This window comes from Ureibacillus sp. FSL K6-2830 (assembly GCF_038004145.1).
In the GTDB taxonomy this organism is placed as follows: Bacteria; Bacillota; Bacilli; order Bacillales_A; family Planococcaceae; genus Ureibacillus; species Ureibacillus thermosphaericus.
In genome coordinates this window covers 2,311,588-2,335,630 of the sequence record NZ_JBBOQR010000001.1, presented here as the reverse complement: position 1 = coordinate 2,335,630, position 24,043 = coordinate 2,311,588, and the positions used below count along the sequence as shown (strand labels likewise).

The window sequence follows — 24,043 nt, the reverse complement described above, 5'->3', positions numbered from 1 at the left end:
ATCGCCAGTTTCATTCCAAAGTTCTTTATAAGCATATCCAAAAAAACATGATTCATAAATTCTACTTTTGTTGTTTCATATACAATCATGCGAAAAATTACAGCAGTCAATTATATTTTTTCTTAAATTTTACAAATTTATTATATAAATGCAAATTAGTGAATTATGATTTTCATAATTTTTCCAAAAAATAAAAAGCATCCACAGTTCATGAACAGAGATGCTTTTTACATAATTTTCCACTTGTATTAAAATCTTTCCTTAATCTCCCCCACACCTGCTGCAATCATCACCGCCAACTTCATGCGGGCTTTTTTGCTGTCGTAGTCGCGGCCGAGGATGGCACCTTTCTTTTGTAAGTCGTAGGCAGTTCCTGGTGTATCGTACACCACTTTGACGTTTCCTTCCGCCGTGCTTGTTGTCACCACCACGACGACGCCTTTTTCAATCGCATATTGCACTTGTTCCGCAACAGCTGGATGGACTTGTCCACGGCCGAACGCTTCAAGGACAATGCCTTTTGCTCCCGTCTCCACCGCATACTTAATCAAGCGGCCATCGGAGCCCAATGAACATTTGATGATTTCCACATAAGGCAATTCGGACTTCAGCTCATACGTTTCCTTTTTCACCGCTTTCCCGTAAAGGATGACTTCTTCCTCATCCACATACCCCAAATGGCCGAACCCCGGCGCGTTGAAGCCGTCCACATTAGAAGCATGATGTTTCTTCACATAGCGGGCAGGAAGAATCTTTTCATTAAATAACACGACCGTACCTAAGCTTCTTGCTTCTTCGCTTGCAGCCAAAATGATGGCTTGGCGCAAGTTAGCAAATGAGTCAGTGCCAATACTTACTGGACTTCTTTGCGCTCCTGTCACTACGATTGGGCGTTCATCATGGATCGTTAAATCAAGAAAGTATGTCGTTTCTTCTAACGTATCTGTTCCATGAGTGACAACAATTCCTGCTACTTCTTCTTTTTCAAATACATTTTCAATTTTCTCTTTTAAACGCACTAAATGGTCAAATGTCATTTCATTGCTCGGTAATTGGAAAATGGTTTCTACCTGCAATTCGATGTATTGTGGTAAAACACATTGTTTGGACAGTTCTTCACCCGTTAACATCCCGGAAGACAAAAGACCTGTTTCAGGATTTATACCACTAGCGATTGTTCCACCAGTACTGATTAAAACAACTTTTTTTCTCATTCCTCGCACCCCTAACATTAAATACAATCATATTCTAGAAAATATTAATTCATTGTTGGAATAACTTCAACTAATGGACTAGAAATCCCTACCGCTAAAAAATCGCATTTTAATTGGCTATCTTATTCTTATAAAAACCCCTTGGCACTCTTACCAAGGGTTCTTATGTTTAACCTTCTAAAATTAATTTTTCTAATTGCAACGGCTCAATATATTCTCCGTTTTTATAAGCTCGCATGTTACCGCCAGAAATTTCATCAATTAATAAGATTTCTTTTGTTTCACGATCACGGCCGAATTCAAATTTAATATCGTATAATTCGATGTCTTTTTTCGCCAATTCTTCTTTTACAATGCCAGCGATTGTTTGTGTCAGTTCTTTTAATACTTTGTATTCATCTTTTGATAAAATACCAAGCATATCTAAAGCATCTTCGCTAATAGGTGGGTCTTCTCTTTCATCGTCTTTAATTGTTACTTCCACAAATGCATCAAGTGGCTGCCCTTCTTGTGCATATAAACCATATCGACGTAAGAAACTTCCCACTGCACGGAAGCGGCAAATCACTTCCAAGCCTTTGCCGAATGTTTCCGCCGGTTTCACTTTCATCGTCTTTTTATCGATATCCGCTTCAATAAAATGCGTTGGGATGCCTTTTTCATTTAGCAATTCGAAGAAATATTTCGTCAATTTTAAGCCTGCAAGTCCGGCACCTTCAATTGTTAACCCAACCGAATTGGCACCTGGGTCAAAAACTCCGTCAACGCCCGTTACATCATCTTTAAATTCTAATAAGTAGTTGCCGTCTTCTAGTTCGTAAACATTTTTCGTTTTACCAGTATAAATGTGCTTCATGTCAAGTCTCCTTCTTCTCTTAGCCTTTACATCGATTAGAATTGATGTTGTCTATATAATAAATCAAAAAATTATTCTAGTACAAGGGGGATCACCTCTTATTATCTACCTCTTCTATATATTCTAAAAATTAAAAATTTTTAATTAGTGTGTAGCTGCTTATGTAATAGAAAAATATTAGACTTATATATGGAAATATTTCAAAGTGCTGCTCAAACAATAAACCAAGATAATAACGATTATATTAATGCATAATAAACGCACCTACGAATTCATTCGAGGTGCGTTTAATTTCATATGCTTTGTTCCCACAAGATAGCCTTATTACACATAACTCTCAATGTTCACACTTAACACCGAAGAAAGAAGCTTTTTCGTATATGGGTGTTCTGGATGCTCAAAGACCTTCTGGGTTTCCCCAACTTCCACGATCTCCCCTTTATACATCACCGCTACCCTTTGACACATATAACGGATGACGGCCATATTGTGAGAAATAAATAAATACGTTAACTGTCTTTCTTTCTGCAATTCTTTTAATAGGTTCAACACTTGCGCTTGCACGGAAACATCCAATGCTGAAGTTGGTTCATCTAAAACGATAAAAGAAGGGTCTGTAATAAGTGCGCGTGCTATTGCAATTCTTTGCCGCTGTCCACCGCTAAATTCATGGGGAAAACGGTCTAAATGTTCCTCTTTTAGTCCAACTCGTTTTATCAACTGTATAAGTCGTTCTAACTCTCCTTTTTCTTTTCTTTCGGGTTTTGGTAAACCATGTAAAGGTTCCTTAATAATATCTCTTACCCGCATTCTCGGATCTAAAGAACTTTGAGGATCTTGGAAAACGGTTTGAATTTCCCCTGGCCTTGTTCTTTCATATTTATTATTCTTCCATAATGGTTTTCCTTTATAAGTAATCGTTCCACTTGTCGGGGCTTCCAATCCAACTATCATTTTCCCTAATGTACTTTTTCCTGAGCCAGATTCTCCAACAATCCCTAACACTTCTCCCTCACATATCGTTAAATTCACAGATTTTACAGCTTTCATCGTTTGCTTTCTCGTGTTATATATTTTTTCAAGATTTGTAATTTCAATCATACTGTCACCTTCTCCAGCCAACAAGACACATGGTGACCTGGCTCGATTTCCTTTAATTGCGGATGGTTACTCTTGCAAATATCCATAACTTGATTGCAACGATCGGAAAAGGCACATCCAACAGGCCTTTTCAATAAATTTGGAGATTCACCTTCAATAGCTTGTAGTGGCTCATCTGGAGTAACAGAATCAGGCAAGGCCTTTAATAGTGATTTTGTATATGGATGGCGTGGGTGAATTAACACCTCTCTTGTCTTACCGCTTTCCACCACTTCGCCCGCATACATTACGATAATCCGATCACACATGTTACTCACAACGCCTAAATCATGGGAGATAAATAATACTGAAGTTCCTCTTTTTCTATTTAATTCTTTAATTAATTGTATAATTTCATATTGTATCGTTACATCCAATGCTGTTGTTGGTTCATCGGCAATTAATAAATTCGGAGGGGCAGCCATCGCAAGAGCTATAACGACTCGCTGGCGCATTCCACCACTTAATTCAAAGGGATACTTGTTAGCAACAAGTTCTGGTTGATCTATATGAACTTCTTGCAAAGCTTTAATCACTGCTTCTTTCGCTTCTTGTTTTGGCAATTGTCTATGTTTTTTGATGACATGAAATAATTGTTGTCCAATTTTCATCGTCGGCTGTAAAGCGGTCATTGGTTCTTGGAACACCATTCCGATTTCTTTTCCTCTTAATGCATGCAACTCTTTCTTCTTAAGCTTTAGTAAATTTTTCCCTTTATAATAAATTTCCCCTTGCACAATTATGGCATTTTCTTCAAGTAATCCTAATATTGATAAAGCTGTAATGGATTTTCCAGACCCTGACTCCCCAACAATCCCGACAATTTCACCTGAGTCTATTGAAAGATTCATATTTTTTAAAGCTTCAGTAATGCCATATAACCCCCGGAAATTCACATGCAGGTTTTTGATTTCAAGTAACACCTCAACACCACCTAACGAGCAGATTTCGGATCAAGTACATCTCGAATTCCATCACCGATTAAATTCAAAGCCCCAGCAGCTAAAAATAAAAATAGCCCAGGAAATACTGGATACCACCAATAAGTTAAAAGGTATGTCCAGCCTACACTAATCATCGCACCCCATTCAGGCGTTGGAGGTTGTGCACCTAACCCTAAAAAACCTAGAGTTGCAATTAGTAAAATCGTATCTCCTATATCAAGAGTGGCTTGAATAATTACCGGTGAAACTGCGTTTGGAATAATGTGTTTAATGATAATCAATGGTTTAGAAATTCCAAAAGTTTCTGCTGATTTCACAAAAAGCTTCTCTTTTAACCCTAGTGCTTCAGCCCTTGCTAGTCGTATATAGACAGGAACTTTTACGATGGCAATGGCAAGCATGGCGTTTTGTAAATTTGGTCCTAATACTGCCGCCAATGCCATCGCTAAAATTAAACTTGGGAATGCCAAAATCATATCGACAAGTCGCATAATGATGGTGTCCACAATTCCACCAAGATAACCTGAAATACTGCCAATTATAAGACCGACCAAAGCTGCAATAAAAATAACGACTATACCAAGCCCAAGGGATAAGATGGCACCATAAAAAATTCTTGTAAAAATATCTCTTCCTACTTCATCGGTACCAAACCAATGACTATTTGACGGTGGTTGAAACTTATTTGCTAAATCGATTTTGTTTGGATCATAGGGAGAAATAAAAGGCACGAGTATCGACAGGACCACAATGATACATAAAATTGCTAAACCAACGAGGGTCATTTTGTTTTGTTTCAATTTATACCAGAAGGGATTTTTTGTAGTTTCCAACTTATAGAATCTGCTTACCATAATTTCCCCCTTATCGCTTCAACTGCGGATTTAAAATCAGATAAATTATATCCACTGTTAAATTAATCAACACATATCCAACTCCAATAAAAATCGTAAAGCCCATAATTGCAGGAAAATCTAAATATTGTATAGACTCCACAACAAATTTCCCCATGCCTGGCCACCCAAAGATTGTTTCCGTTACAATAGCTCCGCCTAGCAAAGATCCAAAGGCTACACCAATTACTGTCACTGTAGGAATTAATGCATTTCGCAACGCATAGGAAACAATTAACAATCTGCCTTGAATTCCATTTGCAATAGCTGTTCTTATATATTCTTGTTTCATTACTTCCAACATACTCGCACGTACTTGTCTTGTAATTACAGCCAATTGTGCAAAAGATAATACGATGGCCGGCAACAATAAATGTTTGATGCTACTTTTTAGCGCAATAGTGTCTAGAGTCAGAATGCTATCAATAATGTAAAATCCTGTAATATGTGTTGGTGGGTTTACATCTGTTCCAATTCTTCCGTTTGAAGGCAGCCATCCTAACATTCCATAAAAAATTAAAATGGCAACCAATCCGCTAAAAAACACTGGTATGGAAACCCCACTAATGGAAAATACGCGGCTAACATGATCCCAAAAAGTGTTTTTCTTAAGTGCAGCTAACACCCCAAGAGGAATCCCTATTAATATCGCAATGAAAAAAGCTGCAATTGCCAATTCCAAAGTAGCAGGGAAAAATTGAAGTAAATCATTTAAAACAGGGCGTTGTGTTCGAATAGATGTACCTAAATCTCCTTTTAATAAATCACCTATATAATTGAAATATTGGATCCAGACTGGCTGGTCTAGACCCAATTGTTTACGAATGGATTGCAATGTTTCTTCACTTGCTCTTTGTCCAGCAATCATACTAGCAGGATCACCTGGAATGACACGGGACATAAAGAATGTCACCAATGTCACTCCAAAAATAACAAAAACTAATAATCCAAGCCTTTTCACAATTATCTTGAGCATGTATGCCACCCCGTTTTATTTAGACATCTCATGCAAATTGTACTGTCCTTCTAACATAGGATTGTAAACAAATCCTTTTACTCGTTTGTTCATCGGTAAAATAAAGTCTTTTTGATAAAGCAAAATATAGGGTGCATCTTCTAACACAATATCCTGAACTTGTTTATAAAGATTATGGCGAACTTCTTGATTATTTTTCGCCACAGCTTCTCTTAATAACTTATCTACTTGAGGATTTGTATAGAATGCACGATTTCCTGCTAAACCATGGTTTTCTGAATCAAACCAATAGTTCATGAACATATATGGGTCACCAAAGTCTGGACTCCATACGCCTAGCATCAAATCAAATTCACCTTTATCCATCATTTCACGAGAAGTAGCATAAGCAACTTTATTTAGATTTACTTTCACACCAATTTCCGCTAAATTTGCTTGAATTGTAATCGCTTCTGACTCCCACCATGACTTATTATCAGAATATAGTAATGTCAACTCGAGATTTTCCGCTCCTGCTTCTTGCAATAATTGTTTAGCCTTTTCCACATCATGGTTATATTGTTTCACCGATTTGTCATGTCCCCAAAGCCCTTCTGGAATTGGTCCGTGCATTTGAGTCGCAAATCCAAGTTGCACTCCGCTAATTAAACTTTCGTAATCAATTGCGTAGTTTAGTGCTTGTCTTACCCGTTTATCTTGTAGCGCAGGATTTCCATTTTTCGTATTGATATATACATAGTCAACTAGTAAACTAGGTTCTTGCAAAATCGTTACATGTTCAACATTTTCTAGCGTATGGATTTGATCTACTGGGATTCCTTCTGCAATATCGATTTCACCTTTCTCTAACTGCATTCGTTGAACAGATGGATCGTTAATAATTCTGAATAAAACCTTTTTAAAATGAGGTTGAATTTTTGAATGTTCGTTTACCTCTAATGTAATGGACTCTCCTTTTTTCCATTCCGTTAATTTATATGGACCACTACCCATCGTTGCACTAGCTAGATAGTTTTGCCCTAAATCTCCATTTTGGTCTTGTTCCATAACTTTCGGGTTTACAATATTTCCGTAGTTTGCTGCAAGAGTTGATAAAAACGGCGGGAATGGTTCAGATAATATAAATTTCACAGTCAATGGATCTTCTACTACAATTTCAGAAACCATGCTAAATACACTTGCTGGTCCTTGGTTGATTTTCAATGTTCTCTCAAAGCTAGCTTTCACCGCTTCCGCATCCACTGGTGTACCATCAGAAAATTTATGACCTTCTTCTAGATAAAAAGTCCAAGTTTTTCCGTCTTCACTTACTTCCCATTCTTTTGCAAGTCCAGGTTTAATATTCGTTGTTGCCCCATCATAATCTACTAATCTTTGATAAACATTATAGACAACTTTCCAAGTTGTATTATCCATCGTGATGGCAGGATCTAAAGATGTAACATCTGCTGGTATTGCAACAACTAGCTGGTCTGAACCAGACTGCGTTCCTTCATTAGTCGTTGCATCTTCTTTTGCTGGTGCGTTAGCATTTTCTTGACAAGCTGCAAGTAAGAAGACTAATGCAATCATTAAGAAATTAAACCAATTTTTTCTCATAACATTCCTCCCTAATAAATGTTTCATTTAATTTCTCCGATTTCAGACTTTGGTTTGTATGTTGAGTCCGCTTATGCTGATTAGAAGAAATTTAATAGAGTTTGCTATAATAACTAATCAATTTGAAATAAATATTTAACCTTCGTAATAGAATAGCTTTATTATGATATATGCACTGTAGAACTATTTTATGTTTAATGAGAACTATTCTTTTTCTATCAAATGTAATGAATTGAGAGGGAGAAATCTTAATAGGAAATATAAATAATAGAATGCAAAACAATCTTCGAATATATTTAATAGAGTTTTAATTATTAGGGAGTGTATAAATTGATTAAAGCAATTGTACTTTTTGTATTTGCAGGGTTAGCAGAAATTGGGGGAGGCTATTTAATTTGGCAGTGGTTAAGAGAAGATCGTTCCGCTCTATTAGGTTTAATTGGTGGAATTGTTCTATTCCTATATGGGGTCATCGCCACATTCCAATCCTTTCCAAACTTCGGCAGAGTCTATGCAGCTTATGGAGGCGTATTTATTTTTCTTTCAGTGCTTTGGGGATGGAGCGTTGATAAGAAAACCCCGGATATTTATGATTGGATAGGAACTGCAATATGCTTAGCTGGTGTTGCGGTCATGTTATTTGCACCGAGAGAATAATGTCTTAATATTTATGTATTTGTACATGGAATTGCTTTAGCATTGGTGAAGGACAACTAGATATTATAGAATAATATAAATACATACTTTTACCATTTTATTTAGGAGGCCGTCATGGAAAACGAATATGTGGTTGGTTGGGGAACTTTGGCATTAATAAATGCAGGTCTGGCACAAGGAAAAAATCGCTCTGGATTGAACTGGTTTTTGCTTTCCCTATTTTTAGGTCCTGTAGCAACATTGATTTTATTATTTGTAGAAAAGCGTTAAATTTTATTTCTTAAAAAGAGGGCGTCATTCGATTTGACATTATTAGAATGGACGCCCAATTCTTTTTATATAGATGTAAAAGCCCCTTACTCCATCAAAAAAAGACCGCTTAAATAGCATAGCACTTAAGCAGTCTTAACGATCACAATTTGATTTACAAAATCCGATAACTTGGAGAGATATTTTAAACCCCTCTTTTATTCCCCCACACAAGGGTATGGAGTTGCGGCAGTACTTTCACGTTTTGTAATTCCGCATCTGCCATTACTTTGTTAATGAGCCTTTCATATTTTTTCAGTAAATGGCTAACGAGTTTCGTTTGATCTTTTGTAGTTGTGTCATCATTGCCAACCTGTAAGAAAAATGGAATAGTCGGATATCTTAAATGTACTTTTTTTGCATATTCATAATCTTCCTCATCAAATACAACGACTTTCAATGAAATGTGCTGGTTGCCGTTTCGGGCATTTAGCTTATCTATGATTTCAGTAAGCACCGTAAAATCCGTTTTCATCCCAGAACTTGGCGGTTTAGGGGAAATCGTTAATTCATCGATTTCATACAGCCAATCTTGCCATCTGCTCCCTTGCGTTTCAACGCCAATTCTTATATCATTTTCCTTTAAAATCCGAACTAATGCCTCTAGATGACGAATCAATACAGGATTTCCACCAGAAATGGTAACAAAAGAAAATCCATTTCCTCCTAGCCCTTTTAACTCAGTCCAAATCTCTTCCGCTGTCATTTGCTTAATCAAACTTTTGCCGCTGCCATCCCAAGTAAAGGCAGAATCGCACCAGGAACAGGAATAGTCACAACCTGCCGTGCGGACAAACATCGTCTTTTGCCCGATGACCATCCCTTCCCCTTGGATGGTCGGTCCAAAAATCTCGATGACGGGGATTTTACTCATCTTCCATCCACTCCCGTCTAGCTTCTGCATAACTTGTAGGAGTCTCATAGAGTCGAATAAATTCCACCCGCGCCCCGTCAAAACCTTTCTCCTGCAACGCTTCCGCCAATTTTTCATAAATCCAAACGACCATATTCTCAGCCGTTGTGTTCATCGGGGGCAACGTTTCATTTAAATAACGATGATCCAAATAGATTTCTATTTTTTCTTTCCAGATTTTTTTAAGATCGGCAAAATCAATCACCAATCCCCGGTCGTCCGGATAGCCGCTGACGCCCAGCACCACTTTGTACGTATGGCCATGGAGATTTTTACATTTCCCATCATAAGCATGTAAATGATGAGCTGCGTCAAAAGTAAATTCCTTGCTGACGAGCACACGCTTCGAGTGATATCTCAATTGGTCTCTTTGAATATCTTCATCTAGTTTTTGAAGCTTATCAACAATTCTAAAATCTAACATGTGAAGCACCCTTTCTAGAACGTAAATACTCATCAAGACCTCTTTTTCTCAACTTACATGCTGGACATTCTCCACAGCCATCTGCAATGATTCCGTTATAGCAAGTCAATGTATTGTTTCGTACAAAATCAAGCACACCTAATTGATCTGCCAGTTCCCATGTTTGTGCTTTCGTTAACCACATGAGCGGCGTATGAATGACAAACGTATCATCCATCGCTAAATTCATTGTTACATTCAACGATTTGATAAAAACATCACGGCAATCAGGATAGCCACTAAAATCCGTTTCACATACGCCTGTTACGATATGATTTGCTCCTACTTGGCTTGCTAACACCCCTGCAAAGGAAAGGAATAGCAAATTGCGCCCCGGCACAAAGGTAGAAGGAAGCTCGCCATCTTTCCCTTCCTCAACTTCGATATCATCCCGTGTTAGTGCGTTTGGAGCTAGCTGATTTAAAAGGGACATATCAAGAATGTGATGCTTCACTCCTACTTCCTTTGCGATTTCCTTTGCACATTCAATTTCCAATCGATGTCTTTGACCATAATCAAACGTCACAGCTTCCACTTCTTTAAACTGTTCTTTTGCCCAAAACAAACATGTCGTGCTGTCTTGTCCACCACTAAATACGACGATTGCTTTTTCTTCTTTTAATATCATTAAAGACACTCCTTCATAAAGAAAAAAACAGCATCCTAAGAAGGAAATGCTGTTTCTTCTTAGTTTTTTATAGAGGGTAGCTAAGAACCTCTGTTATTCAATTATCGATTATCCACTTTTTCTGGATATAAATCATGATTCATTAAACGGTAATTTGCCATTTCTTCATATTTCGTTCCAGGTCTTCCGTAGTTGCACCATGGATCGATGGAAATTCCCCCGCGCGGAGTAAATTTCCCCCACACTTCAATATATCTTGGATCTAATAATTCAATTAAATCATTCATAATGATATTTACGCAGTCTTCATGAAAATCTCCATGATTTCGAAAACTGAATAAATATAATTTCAGCGATTTGCTTTCCACCAATTTTTTATCCGGAATATAAGAAATATAAATCGTTGCAAAATCCGGCTGCTGTGTAAGCGGACAAAGACTAGTAAATTCAGGACAATTGAATTTTACAAAATAATCCCGATTGACATGTAAATTATCCACTGCTTCCAATACTTCTGGCGCATATTTTGTTGGATATGACGTCTTTTGATTACCGAGCAGCGTCAAATCCTTTAAACCATCTTCTAATTTGCGACTAGACATAAAAAAACCTCCTTGCAAAATGTTTCCCAACATTTTCAAGAGAGGTAAACCCAATTCATTCTATTAAAACTGATGAAATAACATTGTTTCATAGTTTTTTATAGAGGGTTATGCTATGAACCTCTCCCGTTCTAGTCGGGTATTCAACTTTACTTAGTAATATTATAGAATATAGTGAAAAAGGTCAAATTTTTTTAGAAAGTTTATTAAAAAAGCAATGAGATAATCAATGGATTGCCATTTCAAATCTCAATTATCCCACCACTGATTCGCTTAAAGCCGCGCAATTTCCCTAGCTCCTCCACAAAACGGAGGCATGCAAGATCTTTCGCTTTTGCTTCAATCATAATATCTGCAGATTTTCCGAAATCCTTTAAGGCTTTAATTAATGGAAAAGCAAAATCCATATCAACATAATCCGCATGTGCCCGTAACATTTTTTCAGATTTTGGTGATGATAAATGAAATTTCGGAACTTTCCCTGTATGTTCCCAAGTCGCAAAAATCCTTGGCAACAACTCTTCTAATTCACAGTCTCCTTTATTTACTATATAGTGATGGTAATCAAATACAAAAGGTACTTTTAATTTTTCACAAATGGCTAATGTCTCTTCTGCTGTATAGGTTTTATCATCATTTTCCAGAGTCGTTTGCAAGCGAATTGTTGAATCTAATTTTTGGAAGTTTTGATAAAATCGAGAAATAGATGCATCTTTATCCCCGTAAGCTCCTCCTACATGGATATTTAACATTGCCTCTTTTTCTAGCCCCATTGCCTGCAACATTTTAAAATGATAGGTCATATCCACAATGGCATTGTTTGTTACATGAGCTTGTTTACTTGTGAATAAAGTAAACTGTCCTGGGTGAAAGCTGACCCGCATTCCATAATTTCGAACCATTTCTCCGATTTCTTTAAAAAGATGTTCAAACGGGGAGATAAACTCCCAATCCACTTCCGGATGTGCAGCTAATGGAATGAGAGATGAAGACATTCGGTACACTAGTATTCCGTGGGCAATATTGTAATGGAGAATGCGAATTGTATTTTTTAAATTTCGCTCCGTGATGGTTAATAATTTCTCGGCTCTACTTGTTTCATCGAGTTTTTTCCAGTTGGTAAAAGTAATTGAATGTGAAGGAGACGCTTCCCACAATGGGAGCGCCATTGAAACATAACCAAATCGAAGTATCATCTGTACACCATCCTAAAAAAGAATGATGAGGATAGTGTTTGTCAATGGAGAACGATACATACATCATGAAAGGAGGATTATGAAATCTGACAATAGTGATTACCCCACTATTTCTTTTCGTTTCTATAAATTTCATTCGAGATACTTCCAATCATTGACGAAATGAGATGAGGAAAGTTTGAAAAAATTATCCCATTCCATAATTTTATTTAAATCGTTACAATAAGATTCAATTCGAACAATTGATTTTGAATAATAACTAGAATTACTAATAATTCTCTAAAAAAATCTTGTATTGATTACCTATGAAATTTTTTAATAATACCATCTTCTCTTTTGTATCTATTACTTCAAATGGAATAAATACTTCATGCTTTTTTAATTTAAATGTTCTCATTTGCCCGATATCAAAATTTAAAATCTTTTGTATCTCCTTTTGGACGATTTTTCCTTTCGCAGATTCAGGATTTCCAGGATCAACATGCAAAATTAAACAACGATATCTTTTATCACCATTCAAAGTTGCAAATTTTTTAGAAGCACCTCTAATGGTAATTGGTTTATATCCTAATGATAAACTCTTATTAGCAATAGTACATTCGATAAAACCTAAGCTATTTAAGTATTTATGTAGTTCACCAAATACGAGTAATTCTTTCATTATTTTCCGCTCCATTAAATTTTTATTTTTTATGATAAATCAATTGAACAACTCCCGATGGAAACGTCTTTGCTTCTACAAGTTTTAGTGCTACTCTATGTTGAATATCAATAAATAATGGTTTCCCCTCTCCTAGAATAATTGGATGGACTGATAAACGATATTCGTCAACTAAATCATGATTAACAAATGTTGTAATGAGACTGGCTCCACCATATAACCAAATATCTTTCCCAGGTTTATTTTTTAATTTATTTACTTCTTCTACTACATTGCCGTTGATGTAAATAGCCTTCCCATCAGCACTTTGTTGTGTTCTAGAAAACACATATTTCTCTTTGCTTTCGATTATTTCCCACATTTCTATTTCTTCTGCGCTTGCATTTTCTCCAGGTGAATATTGTCCCCACAATTCATAACTTTTTCTTCCGTAAAAAATTGTATCGATTTGATGGAGAAATTCCGTAAAGTTCATTTCTGGTTCCATAATGCACCAATCGATTTCTCCATTCTTTCCTTCTATAAAGCCATCTAACGTCACGGCTAAATCTAGTATAATCTTTCTTTGGTTTTGCATCATTTCCCCTCTCTTCCTTAGATTTTCGATTGGAAAACTACTATATCATACGCTTGAACTTTATTGTCAAATATCTCCTTGATAGTGACAAAATCTTATGTTAGCATGATTGATTTTTCTAAGATTGGACGAATGATCCTCGTTGAAGTTGCATGTTCAGTGTTGGGCTAAAGAAGACAAATGACAAAAAGCGAATTGGGATCACTCCAATCCGCCTTAAATAAATTGCCATAATACCTCATTAAATCGATCCCGTTCTTCCCAAAACGTTCCATGGCCGCTATATTGGAAAGGAACGACCTTCGAATTTGGTATGAGTTCATTGAGTTCTTGAGCTTGTGCAAAAGGGATTACTTTATCATGTATTCCATGAATGATTAACGTAGGCACATGAATTTTTGAAAGATCCGCATATAAATTTTCATCTCTTAAAGTATTAATGATTGCAATTGTCGACCAAATTGCTGCATCCAATCCCATTTTCATAAACCAATCAGAAAATTTTTTGTAATATATTGGAAGAAAAATCCGTCGATTACTTTTTGCATCATTTTCGGTCGATCATTATATGCTAGTTGAAGAAAACTTTGTGCAGTCTCTTGTGTAAAGCCGATTGGAACTGCACTCGCAACAAGAATTAATTTCGATACACCAAAGCCATGATGACGAGACATATAACGTATTGCAATAGCTCCGCCAGTAGAATGGCCTACTAATGCAAAATTGTTTAATTTTAGAGCATCCACAACTGCACGAACATCATCAGCTAACCTGTTGTAACAATATCCTTCAAAAGGTCTATCCGATTTTCCGAAACCTCTCCAATCAATGCCGATACAACGATATCCTAACATCGGCAAGACGTTATACTGATATTCAAACTGATTATGATTTAAAGGCCAACCGTGTAAAAACACAATGGTTTTCTTTCCATGAGGATTAATATCTTCCACATATAATTTCACACCCGAATCAACGGTAACAAAATAGCCCATGCATACCCTCCCGTAATTCAGTCTCGGAATAGGATATTCAGGGCTGAAAATATAGGTGAATCTCTTAGTCGATAAAGAAACAACTTTTAATTTATGCTCGCAAAATTTTTTCCATCGCTTTTCCTTTTGCCAATTCATCGATAAGTTTATCCAAATAGCGAATTTCCTGCATCAAAGGATCTTCAATCTCTTCTACCCGCACTCCACAGATAACGCCTTTGATGAGTTTACGGTTAGCATTTAACTGAGGAGCTTCATTAAAGAACGTTTCAAAATCTGACTCTTTTTCTAATTGCGCCTCTAATTCTTCTTGGCTATATCCAGTTAACCAACGAATTATTTCATCTACTTCTTCTTTTGTACGACCTTTTTTCTCTGCTTTCTGAATATAAAGAGGATATACACTTGAAAATTTCATGTTATAAATCCGATTGTTTTTCATCACATGCTACTCCTTTTCTTCAGGCGAAATATTTTTTTCATTATATCGAAGTTCGAAATGAATAAACAGCCGCAACTTCCATACAGTTAGTTCCAACAAATTATTCCAATCAAATACCCTAAAACTGCTAAACCAATTCCTCCACCGTAAGTGATTATTATGTACAAAAGAAAATGCTTTTTATTCTTTAAATAAAATTGAATGAGTTCTAACTTCAATGTTGAAAAGGTTGTAAATGCCCCAAGAAATCCTGTCCCTAAAAGTAAGAGCAAGGTTTCATTTGCTTTTGCACCCGTGATGATGCCTAATATAAACGCTCCTAATAAATTTACAGTCATTGTTCCAAAGGGCAGTGACTCTTGTTTATTTAAAACTTTAGCAATGGCAAATCGAGAGATAGCGCCTAGAAAACCCCCAATTCCCACGTATACGAAATGCATCAACAAGTCGAATCAACCTCCTTACTGCCTTTAAAACCTAATCGGCTCATAACCAATCCACCGATAATACTTACTAAAATATAAAGCACTCCTAACAAATAATGCTTATTCTCAAACAACTCAATCGTTTCGACGCTCAATGTAGAAAAAGTTGTGAATGAACCGACATATCCTGTACTAATTGCCGTTGCTATGATTGGCGATACAGAAATTCTGTTGAATAATGATGTAGTCAACCAAGCTAATAAATAACTTCCAACTAGGTTGACGATAAGTGTAGTCCAAGGAAACACGCTATTAGTCATAAAGGTGATTCCGATGAAATATCTAGAAATGGCACCTAGTGCACCTGCAATGCCAACATACATATAAACCATTTGATTTTCCTCCTTTCCATAAAAAAACTCCTGCTCGTGATAGGGAAATTCCATATCACCAGCAGGAGTCATCAGCCAACTTCGGCGGTTAAAGGTGAACTCCATCACCTATTGTACTTATTTGGTAATTAACTTATAACATGATATCATACATTTTTCAATTATTTTGTACGATAGGATAAATTCTGTTTTGGCGTATAGATATCCTTAGCTCGTGCGGATAATCTACATACTGGTGCGTTTAGCTTCTTCGCTTGTACGGATAATCACTCGGCTTGTGCGTTTACCTTCTTTGCTCGTGCATATAACCACTCAGCTTGTGCGTTTACCTTCTTTGCTCGTGCATATAATCACTCAGCTTGTGCGTTTACCTTCTTTGCTCGTGCATATAACCACTCAGCTTGTGCGTTTACCTTCTTTGCTCGTGCATATAACCACTCAGCTTGTGCGTTTACCTTCTTTGCTCGTGCATATAGTCGTGCATATACTCTCTGCTCGTGCACATAATCCACTCCCTTGTGCGTTTACCTTCTTTGCTCGTGCATATAACCACTCAGCTTGTGCAGTTACCTTCTTAACTCGTGCACATAGTCATACATATACTCTCAGCTCGTGCACATAATCCACTCCCTTGTGCGTTTACCTTCTTTGCTCGTGCATATAACCACTCAGCTTGTGCGTTTACCTTCCTTGCTTGTGCATATAGTCGTACAAATACTCTCTGCTCGTGCACATAATCCACTCCCTTGTGCGTTTAACACCTTAACTCGTATGAATAGTTTCATTACTCGAGCATATAAACTTCCTTCTTGTGCGGATAACTACAGTTCTTGTGTAGATAATACATCCTCTTGTTCAAATACGATCCCAACTTGTGTGGATGATTACTTAGCTTGTGCATATAGCTTCCTGACTTGTGCACATCCCCTTATACTTGTGCATTTCACATCGTAACTCGTTTCCCTATCCAACCTCCACTAGATTAAGAGAATTTTTCTATTTAAAACTCATCCTAAATTTGTAATTTCTCAAAATTGGGAATAAAATCAATTTTATAGCATTAATTATTCATCGAGTTCTTAAATAAAAAAGGAGTGCAAGAAATGAAAGCTCAAGTCATTCAAACTTTTGGTAATCCATCTGTCTTTCAAATTCAATATCTTCCCACACCTGAAGTCATTCCTGGCCATGTGCTCATCCAAGTAAAAGCAACGAGTGTCAATCCCATTGATACAAAAGTTCGCTCTGGTTTCGTTCCCGCTGTTGCTCCTGAATTTCCAGCTGTATTACATGGAGATGTGGCTGGAGTCGTTTGTGCAGTTGGGGAAGGGGTCTCAAAATTTCAAGTAGGAGATGAAGTTTACGGCTGTGCCGGTGGATTTAAAGGAACTACAGGGGGAGCGTTGGCAGAGTACATGCTCGCTGATGCTGATTTACTTGCCCATAAACCAAAAAGTTTATCAATGGAAGAAGCTGCTGCTATACCGCTTGTTGCCATTACCGCTTGGGAAGCATTGTTCAATCGAGGAAAGCTGGCTCCTGGACAAAACATATTAATCCATGCAGCAACAGGCGGTGTGGGACATGTTGCCATCCAACTGGCAAAATGGGCTGGTGTGAAAGTCTACTCAACTGCATCTTCAAAAGAAAAGCTTGAAATCGGCGCTCGTCTTGGGGCTGATGTAACAATCAACTATCTGGAAGAAAGCGTCCAAGATTATGTACAAAAATATACGAATGGTAAAGGTTTTGACATCGTATTTGACACAGTTGGAGGGGAGAACTTAGACCGCTCTTTTGAAGCAGCTGCTTTACACGGAACAGTTCTAGCAATTGCTGCTCGTTCTACCCATGACCTCTCCCCTCTACATTCGAAAGGATTATCACTTCACGTTACATTTATGTTGTTAAAAATCTTAAACAAAGAATCACGAAAAGAATATGGTGAAATTTTAGAGAAGATTACAATTATCATTGAAGATGGAAAACTTCGTCCACTTCTTGATCCAAACATTTTCACATTTGATGAAGTCTCCAAAGCCCATGAACACTTAGAGTCCGGTAAAGCAATTGGAAAAATTGTTTTAGTAAATAAATGGTAAGATAAAAAACTCACAATCCTTTTATGAAAGGGTTGTGAGTTTGGCTATTTATTGATGGTTTTCCTGTGCCATGGCTTCAGCTTTCGTTCTTTGAACCGTTCCATGTGGGTGATGTGGCGGTGCGTAAATCGAATAAAGCTTTAATGGGATATTTCCTGTATTTATTACATTATGCCATGTTCCAGCAGGTACCATAATGGCTGAATCTTCTTTGACTCTTCTTCGATAATTCAAATGATTTTTAGTTCTTCCCATCTCCACAATTCCTTCGCCCTGTTCAATTCGTAAAAATTGATCAGTATCTGGATGAATTTCTAAGCCAATATCTTCTCCAGGAAGTATGCTCATCAATGTTACTTGCAAATGTGGACCTGTCCATAAGGCTGTACGATACGCATTGTTATTCTTCGTTTCCTTTTCAATATCTACCGTAGCTGGTTCAGGACCCAAATCTTGACTAGGGAATTGAGAGTAACCATGAGGATTTGGAAATAAGGGTAGCATTCTCTGATAATCTACATTATTTCCGCTATAATGTGGATTTCTGTACGGCATATGGTAATTGCTTGAATCGTAATAAGGATAGTGTTGTACATATTCTAAATTTCTATTCATATAATACGGAGATTCATAAAAATAATAAGGATATCCATAAGGGTTGTGATAATGGAAAAAATTCATTGCCCCATCCTTTCATTTTGTAATGAAAATACCTAATTAAATAGTATGAGAACGTAGTTAAATGTCCTAGGCAATAAACCAACTATTACCGAGGTTTATAAAAAACCGATACAAGTATGGCTTATATAAGGGCTAATTAAAAAATTTGTTTTCATAATTACTTTTTCTCCATTTCTTTAATTGGTGGATACCCTTAATTTCAGTTAACTTGCTATTGCCAAAAAGTGGGCGTCTGAAAAGATTTTGAGACGCCCACTTTGCGGCTGTCGCACATGCTTTCGCCGCAGATAAATTGCGGCTGTCGCACTTGCTTCGCCGCAGATAAATTGCGGCTGTCGCACATGCTTTCGCCGCAGATAAATTGCGACGAGGAGGCGCGTTTGATGTGACCACCGCAGGAGCAAAGTTTTTAAGAGAATATTACTATAAGAAGTAAGGCTGTTCAGAAAGTGTTCGACTTTCTGGTCAGCCCCTTCTTACCTCTAGTCAAGTGTTTTTTATTAAATAATTTGGTTAACATAGATTTTATTTTGGAAGGAAGGGGTACCCCTTCCTTCCAAAATAAATTTTCGCATGACAAATAGACCTCACGATTTCCATTTTTTTCGCCAGGTCTTTGTGATATAATCTTACTTACGATTACTGATGCATTGTTGCCTTTTCGTAATCGTATTTCAGATTATGTGTGATAAGGTGATAAGCCGATTTCAAGAACTTATTCACGCATGCTATGGACGCAACTTTATGAGGTTTCCTCTGGGGTTGCGTTTTTAATTTATCATAATAATCTACAATATGATTTTGTGTATTTTTCCGTAGTTGGATCATGGTCTGGATCATGTAAAATAGAATCTTTCTAAGTTTGTTATTTCCTCTTTTATTAATCTTGTCTTTATAAAAGGTATTCCCAGATTGATATCTCATGATATCAATACCGACGTAAGCATTCAGTTGTTTATGGTTTTTGAATCGTCGAATATCTCCTAATTCTCCAATTAAACGAACTGCAGTCGTTTCTCCGATTCCTGGAAATGAAATTAAAATCTGATACTCTTGTTTATCTTTCGATAATTTAACCATCTTTTGGACAAGTTGATCTCTTTTCTCCTTCAAGTCTGCAATCCGTTTGGCATAATCCCGCACTTGTTCACAGCGAATATCATCTTTTGAAATTGCTGGATACGCTTCTTTTGCTGCTTCGATTAAAGCGATCCCTTTTTCTTCAGCACGTGCCAATGATAAGTTTTTTCTTGTGTTGGCTTTTAAACGATTACGAATCACTGTTTTTGAACAAACTAACACATGATCCGGATGAGGGTATAATTGAACGACATTCAAAAATAAAGCAGAACGTTTACTGAATAGCTTTTCTAACTCGGGAAAACTCAATTGTAGAATCGCATGTAAACGACTATATAAATGCGTCATTTCACTACTTAATTCATCATAATATCTCGTCATTGCACGCATTTGTTTATAATAATCCTCTTCTTGATAAGTTTGTTCACGTTCAACTCTAAAGTGAGTTTTCGCAAGTTCATGAGCGTCGCTTTTATCTGTTTTTTGTCTCCTCATTGAAGCCATTTGAATATTCGCTTCGAGTGGGTTAACTCGATAATACATATAACCTTGATCACCTAAGAATCGTTCTAGTGGTTTTGAATATACGCCTGTTGCTTCAAAGACAATATCAGGTGCCTGTCCATCTTTTTGTGTTAAAGTTATAAGGGTTTTGTTTAATTTCTCGAAAGAGTAACGGTTATGGGTTATTTCACCCTCATATTCGCATTGACGATAACGGTCGTAAATGACCATTGTACTTTTCCCCATACTGACATCAAATGCCACTACGTGTTTCATATTTTCTGCCTCTCCTTTTTAGCCAAACATAGAAGTTCTTCACATTGCCTTATCGATTCCATTTTCTTATACACGGTCTCTATGGACCCAACATACTAAACTGATTCAAATAAGGGTGTGAAGTTGGTCTGTTTTTAATACGGACTCTATTTGGTCCCAGGGGCTGTTCGACCTTCCTTCACTTCTACTATAAAAAAATAGTAGCACAAACCTTGGCCTAGGTCTGTACTACTAATGTTAGTATGTTTTTAAATTGGTTATACTATTGTTCGCACTTACCTTTCACACGAATCCCATTGATTGTTACAGTTTTCAAAACAGTGAAAAATTCTTTGGCAGCTTGACCCTGCTCACGAAAACCTGTACTTGAATTTTTCATGCCGCCAAACGGTGCTTGCGGCTCAGCGCCACCTGTTTCATCATTAATTTGCACAAGGCCAACTTCGCTGCGTTCAATAAAATCAAAAGCCTTATGAATGTTCGTCGTATAGATGGAAGCACTTAATCCAAACTCCGAATCATTTGATAAGCGAATTGCTTCTTCATAATCTGCCACTTTAAATATGGCTAAAACTGGACCGAATATTTCTTCTCTTGCCAAATCCATATCATGCGTAACTTCAGTAAACAATGTCGGTTCTACAAAATATCCATGGGATAACTCTGCGACAGGTTTTCCACCGAAAATGCATTTCGCTCCCTGTGCTTTTGCACGTGCAATATGTTCAATAACGCTTTCGAATTGCTGTTTTGAAGCAAGAGGCCCCATTGTTTCTCCTACTTTAATTTTCTTTGCATTTTCGATTAATTTTTCCACTACCGTATCATACACAGATGCTTCAATATACACCCTGCTTGTAGCGGTACAACGTTGCCCTGTTTGCTTCATTGCACCTTCAATCGTCAGACGGGCTGCCAAATCTAAATCCGCATCCGCAAGAATGATTGCCGCATTTTTTCCGCCAAGCTCCAATTGAATTTTTTTATTCATTGGACCAGCTGTATTTAAAATCTGTTGGCCAACTGCGTTTGAACCAGTAAACGAAATAGCTTTGACTTTAGGAGACTTTATAATTACTGCCCCAAGTTTCGATCCGCGTCCCTGTACAATATTCAATACATTTTTCGGCAAACCCGCTTTTTCAAACAAATCAGCGATATACTGGCTTGTCAGCGATACTTCGATTGATGGCTTCCACACAACCGTATTGCCATACACAAGTGCCGGAGCTATTTTCCAAAGCGGAATCGCAATCGGGAAATTCCAAGGAGTAATAACTCCTACAACTCCTAAAGGAACGCGCTTCGTATAAAGCATTTTATCTTCAGAAGCAGATGGTAATACCTCACCAGCAGCACGCATACCTTCCTGTGAGAAATAACGTAAAATCGAAGCACCCCGTTTAACTTCACCCATCATTTCCGGAACCGTTTTTCCCATCTCTTTCGAAGCAAGCTCAGCTAATGGCTCCAGATGTTCGATTAATAAATTGGCCATAGAATTTAAAATTTCCCCACGTGATACAGATGACAATTTGCTCCACTGTTGGAATGCCTGCTCACTTGCTCTAATTTTCACTTCCGTTTCTTCAATTGTGTGTAACTCGATTTTTCCAATACATTCCGATGTATTCGCAGGGTTAAACTGTTCACGAATTTCTCTTACGCCCATTACCATTTCAATTCCCCTCCTACTTCAAATAATGGTGTATACGGCATGTTATGCGCCTCCGCTACTGCCTCATACGTAATTTTTCGGCAATCCCATTTAACCCTTTCACCTGTGCCAGATTTTCTGAACAAGCACGCTCGTAACCTTTATTGACAATTTGTAATGCATGTGTGATCGTAACGTTTGATAATGCCATTGTCGATGTTCGTGCAACTGCACCCGGTATGTTGGCCTTTGGAACTCCGATAATCATGTCATACTACCCCTTTATAATAATTTCTTTTTGAAATAATCAAATGTCTCATCAACAATGCGCAACATCTCATTCAGTTCATTTTTTGTGATGATTAATGGTGGAGCAAAAACGATTGTATCTTGATCGTACGTCACTGTACGCAAAATCAACCCGCGCTTTGTCATTTCCTTTATAGCAATCGGGCTTAATAGCGGATTGAATAGCTCACCTGTCTCTCGATTTTTTACAATTTGAATTGCCCCCAATAACCCGAATGTTCGGACTTCGCCAATAAAGTTATACTTTTGCTGCAACACTTTAAAACCTTTTAGCATTTCCTCGCCCATGACTTTCGCATTTTGCACAAGCCCTTCACGCTCTAATATCTCAATATTCTTTAATCCTACTGCACAAGCAGTTGCATGGCCACTGTACGTGTAGCCGTGCATGAGTACTCCCCTGGATAAAGTGCACAAATCTTTATGAATTTTTTCAGAAATTAACACTCCACCCAACTGTGCGTAACCACTCGATACCCCTTTGGCAAAAGTTATTAAATCCGGAACTACATCAAAATGTTCAATCGCGAAGTTCTTCCCTGTACGTCCAAATCCGGTAATCACTTCATCAGCAATAAATAAAACTCCAAACTCATCACAAATTTCACGCACTTTTTTGAAATAATCCGGCTTTGGCACATTCACTCCGCCTGCTCCTTGCACCGGCTCTGAAATAAATGCCGCCACATTTTCCGGACCAAGCTCAAGAATTAAATTGCGCAACTCTTCCGCAGAATCTTTATTGACATAATGGAAATCAGGGGCCGGTGAATTTGTAAATTTGCGGAACCCTTCAATACCCGTTGCATTTGTTGATCCGAATGCGACCCCATGATACGACAATGTTCGGGAAATAATTTTTTGGCGATTTGGCTGGCCTTTTAAAATCCAATAATGGCGTGCAAGTTTTATAGCTGTATCATTCGACTCTGAACCACCGGAAGTGAAAAATACAGTATTTAAATCTCCAGGCGCCAACTCAGCAATTTTCGCTGCAAGCTTGATTGCCGGTTCATTGCTGAACGTTGCAAAACAGGAGCTGAAAGCCAGCTTCTCCATTTGCTCTTTTGCCACTTCTGCAATTTCTTTGCGCCCATGTCCGACATTTACATTCCAAAGAGATGACATGCCATCAATGTACGTATTACCCTCTAAATCTTTTAAATAGATTCCATTTCCTTCATAAAAGATTGCCGCCGGACCGTAAGTTTGCTGCTCTTCAATTGAAGTTGTTGGATGCAAGAAATGCTTTTGGTCCAAATATTTTAATTGCTCAACTAATTGAATTGCCATTATATCAACCTCTTTCTTTTGAAATATTGCAATGAACAAAAAAAGTTTTTATTCACTACTGGCGTATTTATAAATAAATGAGCAAATCTTGTGCCAAGTAGCCAAAAATAAAAAAAATCGTTTATTTTATTTGAGTCGGAAGAAATTTTTTTGAGGCAAACATCCTATGAATCTTCAATCCTATTACAGGAATAACGAAAAATAGGCATTCCAGAAGCTCTCTTGCTTTCTGGAATGCCTATCACTCATTACTAAAAAA

General features: G+C 37.3%; 27 protein-coding genes, 1 pseudogene and 3 riboswitches. Of the genes and pseudogenes, 3 read left to right on the top strand and 25 right to left on the bottom strand.

The genetic code is table 11. From position 1 onward, the window contains the following. Nucleotides 1-248: 248 nt before the first annotated feature. The 7 genes from NSU17_RS11535 to NSU17_RS11505 all read right to left on the bottom strand — a co-directional run bounded on the left by NSU17_RS11535 (nt 249) and on the right by NSU17_RS11505 (nt 7,622). Nucleotides 249-1,214, bottom strand: a complete 966-nt coding sequence (locus NSU17_RS11535; RefSeq protein ID WP_340705066.1) for an asparaginase — start codon at nt 1,212-1,214, stop codon at nt 249-251. 169 nt (nt 1,215-1,383) lie between these two features. Continuing rightward, on the bottom strand, nt 1,384-2,070 hold the full coding sequence (locus NSU17_RS11530; RefSeq protein ID WP_340705065.1) for a phosphoribosylaminoimidazolesuccinocarboxamide synthase: 687 nt from the start codon (nt 2,068-2,070) through the stop codon (nt 1,384-1,386). A 324-nt stretch (nt 2,071-2,394) separates the two neighbouring features. After that, nucleotides 2,395-3,171 carry an ABC transporter ATP-binding protein gene (locus NSU17_RS11525; RefSeq protein WP_340705064.1) on the bottom strand — a complete coding sequence of 259 codons (777 nt, stop codon included), beginning with the start codon at nt 3,169-3,171 and terminating at the stop codon, nt 2,395-2,397. Then, nucleotides 3,168-4,133 carry an ABC transporter ATP-binding protein gene (locus NSU17_RS11520; RefSeq protein WP_340705063.1) on the bottom strand — a complete coding sequence of 322 codons (966 nt, stop codon included), beginning with the start codon at nt 4,131-4,133 and terminating at the stop codon, nt 3,168-3,170. Before NSU17_RS11520 ends, NSU17_RS11525 begins: the two co-directional genes overlap by 4 nt. Before the next feature lie 11 nt (nt 4,134-4,144). Then, complete coding sequence (locus NSU17_RS11515; protein WP_340705062.1) at nt 4,145-5,008, bottom strand: ABC transporter permease; 864 nt, start codon at nt 5,006-5,008, stop codon at nt 4,145-4,147. A 10-nt stretch (nt 5,009-5,018) separates the two neighbouring features. Beyond that, the gene (locus tag NSU17_RS11510) at nt 5,019-6,023 is read right to left on the bottom strand and encodes an ABC transporter permease (protein WP_340705061.1); all 1,005 of its coding nucleotides are present in this window, start codon (nt 6,021-6,023) and stop codon (nt 5,019-5,021) included. Nucleotides 6,024-6,038: 15 nt separating this feature from the next. Next, complete coding sequence (locus tag NSU17_RS11505) at nt 6,039-7,622, bottom strand: ABC transporter substrate-binding protein (RefSeq protein ID WP_340705060.1); 1,584 nt, start codon at nt 7,620-7,622, stop codon at nt 6,039-6,041. Nucleotides 7,623-7,952: 330 nt separating this feature from the next. On the opposite strand from NSU17_RS11505, the gene NSU17_RS11500 reads away from it, so the two are divergent. Continuing rightward, nucleotides 7,953-8,279 (top strand): YnfA family protein, encoded by a 327-nt coding sequence (locus NSU17_RS11500; protein ID WP_340705059.1) that lies wholly within the window; start codon nt 7,953-7,955, stop codon nt 8,277-8,279. A gap of 114 nt (nt 8,280-8,393) precedes the next feature. Beyond that, on the top strand, nt 8,394-8,549 hold the full coding sequence (locus NSU17_RS11495; RefSeq protein ID WP_340705058.1) for a hypothetical protein: 156 nt from the start codon (nt 8,394-8,396) through the stop codon (nt 8,547-8,549). Nucleotides 8,550-8,733: 184 nt separating this feature from the next. On the opposite strand, the gene queE is transcribed toward NSU17_RS11495, so the two are convergent. The 13 genes and pseudogenes from queE to NSU17_RS11430 form a co-directional block, all read right to left on the bottom strand. After that, entirely contained in the window at nt 8,734-9,462 is a 729-nt protein-coding gene (queE, locus tag NSU17_RS11490; RefSeq protein ID WP_340705057.1) for a 7-carboxy-7-deazaguanine synthase QueE, read from the bottom strand. Further along, entirely contained in the window at nt 9,455-9,925 is a 471-nt protein-coding gene (gene queD, locus NSU17_RS11485; protein ID WP_340705056.1) for a 6-carboxytetrahydropterin synthase QueD, read from the bottom strand. Before queD ends, queE begins: the two co-directional genes overlap by 8 nt. After that, nucleotides 9,912-10,592, bottom strand: coding sequence for a 7-cyano-7-deazaguanine synthase QueC (gene queC, locus NSU17_RS11480; protein WP_340435178.1), 681 nt, complete (start codon nt 10,590-10,592; stop codon nt 9,912-9,914). The genes queD and queC overlap by 14 nt, the downstream gene beginning before the upstream one ends. 53 nt (nt 10,593-10,645) lie before the next feature. Then, nucleotides 10,646-10,689: riboswitch (PreQ1 riboswitch) on the bottom strand. Between the two features lie 4 nt (nt 10,690-10,693). After that, a complete protein-coding gene (queF, locus tag NSU17_RS11475; RefSeq protein ID WP_016839074.1) occupies nt 10,694-11,194 on the bottom strand; it encodes a preQ(1) synthase in 501 nt (166 codons plus the stop codon). 84 nt (nt 11,195-11,278) lie between these two features. Then, nucleotides 11,279-11,324, bottom strand: a riboswitch (PreQ1 riboswitch). Between the two features lie 112 nt (nt 11,325-11,436). Beyond that, complete coding sequence (gene uvsE / locus NSU17_RS11470; RefSeq protein WP_340705055.1) at nt 11,437-12,390, bottom strand: UV DNA damage repair endonuclease UvsE; 954 nt, start codon at nt 12,388-12,390, stop codon at nt 11,437-11,439. Between the two features lie 268 nt (nt 12,391-12,658). Further along, the gene (locus NSU17_RS11465) at nt 12,659-13,051 is read right to left on the bottom strand and encodes a hypothetical protein (RefSeq protein ID WP_096552115.1); all 393 of its coding nucleotides are present in this window, start codon (nt 13,049-13,051) and stop codon (nt 12,659-12,661) included. Nucleotides 13,052-13,073: 22 nt separating this feature from the next. Further along, complete coding sequence (locus tag NSU17_RS11460) at nt 13,074-13,628, bottom strand: dihydrofolate reductase family protein (RefSeq protein ID WP_340705054.1); 555 nt, start codon at nt 13,626-13,628, stop codon at nt 13,074-13,076. A gap of 216 nt (nt 13,629-13,844) precedes the next feature. Next, a pseudogene (locus NSU17_RS11455) lies at nt 13,845-14,623 on the bottom strand (alpha/beta fold hydrolase). Between the two features lie 91 nt (nt 14,624-14,714). Continuing rightward, the gene (locus NSU17_RS11450) at nt 14,715-15,065 is read right to left on the bottom strand and encodes a DUF2200 domain-containing protein (protein ID WP_340435168.1); all 351 of its coding nucleotides are present in this window, start codon (nt 15,063-15,065) and stop codon (nt 14,715-14,717) included. Nucleotides 15,066-15,151: 86 nt separating this feature from the next. Further along, nucleotides 15,152-15,505, bottom strand: a complete 354-nt coding sequence (locus tag NSU17_RS11445) for a fluoride efflux transporter FluC (protein ID WP_339289655.1) — start codon at nt 15,503-15,505, stop codon at nt 15,152-15,154. Beyond that, complete coding sequence (locus NSU17_RS11440; protein WP_340705053.1) at nt 15,505-15,882, bottom strand: fluoride efflux transporter FluC; 378 nt, start codon at nt 15,880-15,882, stop codon at nt 15,505-15,507. Before NSU17_RS11440 ends, NSU17_RS11445 begins: the two co-directional genes overlap by 1 nt. A 55-nt stretch (nt 15,883-15,937) precedes the next feature. Then, nucleotides 15,938-16,000: riboswitch (Fluoride riboswitch) on the bottom strand. Nucleotides 16,001-16,232: 232 nt separating this feature from the next. Beyond that, on the bottom strand, nt 16,233-16,385 hold the full coding sequence (locus tag NSU17_RS11435) for a hypothetical protein (protein ID WP_340705052.1): 153 nt from the start codon (nt 16,383-16,385) through the stop codon (nt 16,233-16,235). 71 nt (nt 16,386-16,456) lie between these two features. Further along, nucleotides 16,457-16,615, bottom strand: a complete 159-nt coding sequence (locus NSU17_RS11430) for a hypothetical protein (protein ID WP_340705051.1) — start codon at nt 16,613-16,615, stop codon at nt 16,457-16,459. A 370-nt stretch (nt 16,616-16,985) separates the two neighbouring features. On the opposite strand from NSU17_RS11430, the gene NSU17_RS11425 reads away from it, so the two are divergent. Then, nucleotides 16,986-17,984 (top strand): zinc-dependent alcohol dehydrogenase family protein, encoded by a 999-nt coding sequence (locus NSU17_RS11425; protein ID WP_340435162.1) that lies wholly within the window; start codon nt 16,986-16,988, stop codon nt 17,982-17,984. A 48-nt stretch (nt 17,985-18,032) separates the two neighbouring features. On the opposite strand, the gene NSU17_RS11420 is transcribed toward NSU17_RS11425, so the two are convergent. From NSU17_RS11420 to NSU17_RS11400, 5 genes are all read right to left on the bottom strand, one after another. Further along, on the bottom strand, nt 18,033-18,665 hold the full coding sequence (locus tag NSU17_RS11420; RefSeq protein WP_016839083.1) for a cupin domain-containing protein: 633 nt from the start codon (nt 18,663-18,665) through the stop codon (nt 18,033-18,035). Between the two features lie 639 nt (nt 18,666-19,304). Then, on the bottom strand, nt 19,305-20,525 hold the full coding sequence (locus NSU17_RS11415; protein WP_340704705.1) for an IS110 family transposase: 1,221 nt from the start codon (nt 20,523-20,525) through the stop codon (nt 19,305-19,307). A gap of 262 nt (nt 20,526-20,787) precedes the next feature. Then, nucleotides 20,788-22,203, bottom strand: a complete 1,416-nt coding sequence (locus NSU17_RS11410; protein WP_340705050.1) for an aldehyde dehydrogenase family protein — start codon at nt 22,201-22,203, stop codon at nt 20,788-20,790. A gap of 55 nt (nt 22,204-22,258) precedes the next feature. Continuing rightward, nucleotides 22,259-22,450 carry a hypothetical protein gene (locus NSU17_RS11405; RefSeq protein WP_340705049.1) on the bottom strand — a complete coding sequence of 64 codons (192 nt, stop codon included), beginning with the start codon at nt 22,448-22,450 and terminating at the stop codon, nt 22,259-22,261. 14 nt (nt 22,451-22,464) lie between these two features. Continuing rightward, the gene (locus NSU17_RS11400) at nt 22,465-23,784 is read right to left on the bottom strand and encodes an aminotransferase family protein (RefSeq protein ID WP_016839086.1); all 1,320 of its coding nucleotides are present in this window, start codon (nt 23,782-23,784) and stop codon (nt 22,465-22,467) included. Nucleotides 23,785-24,043 lie beyond the last annotated feature (259 nt).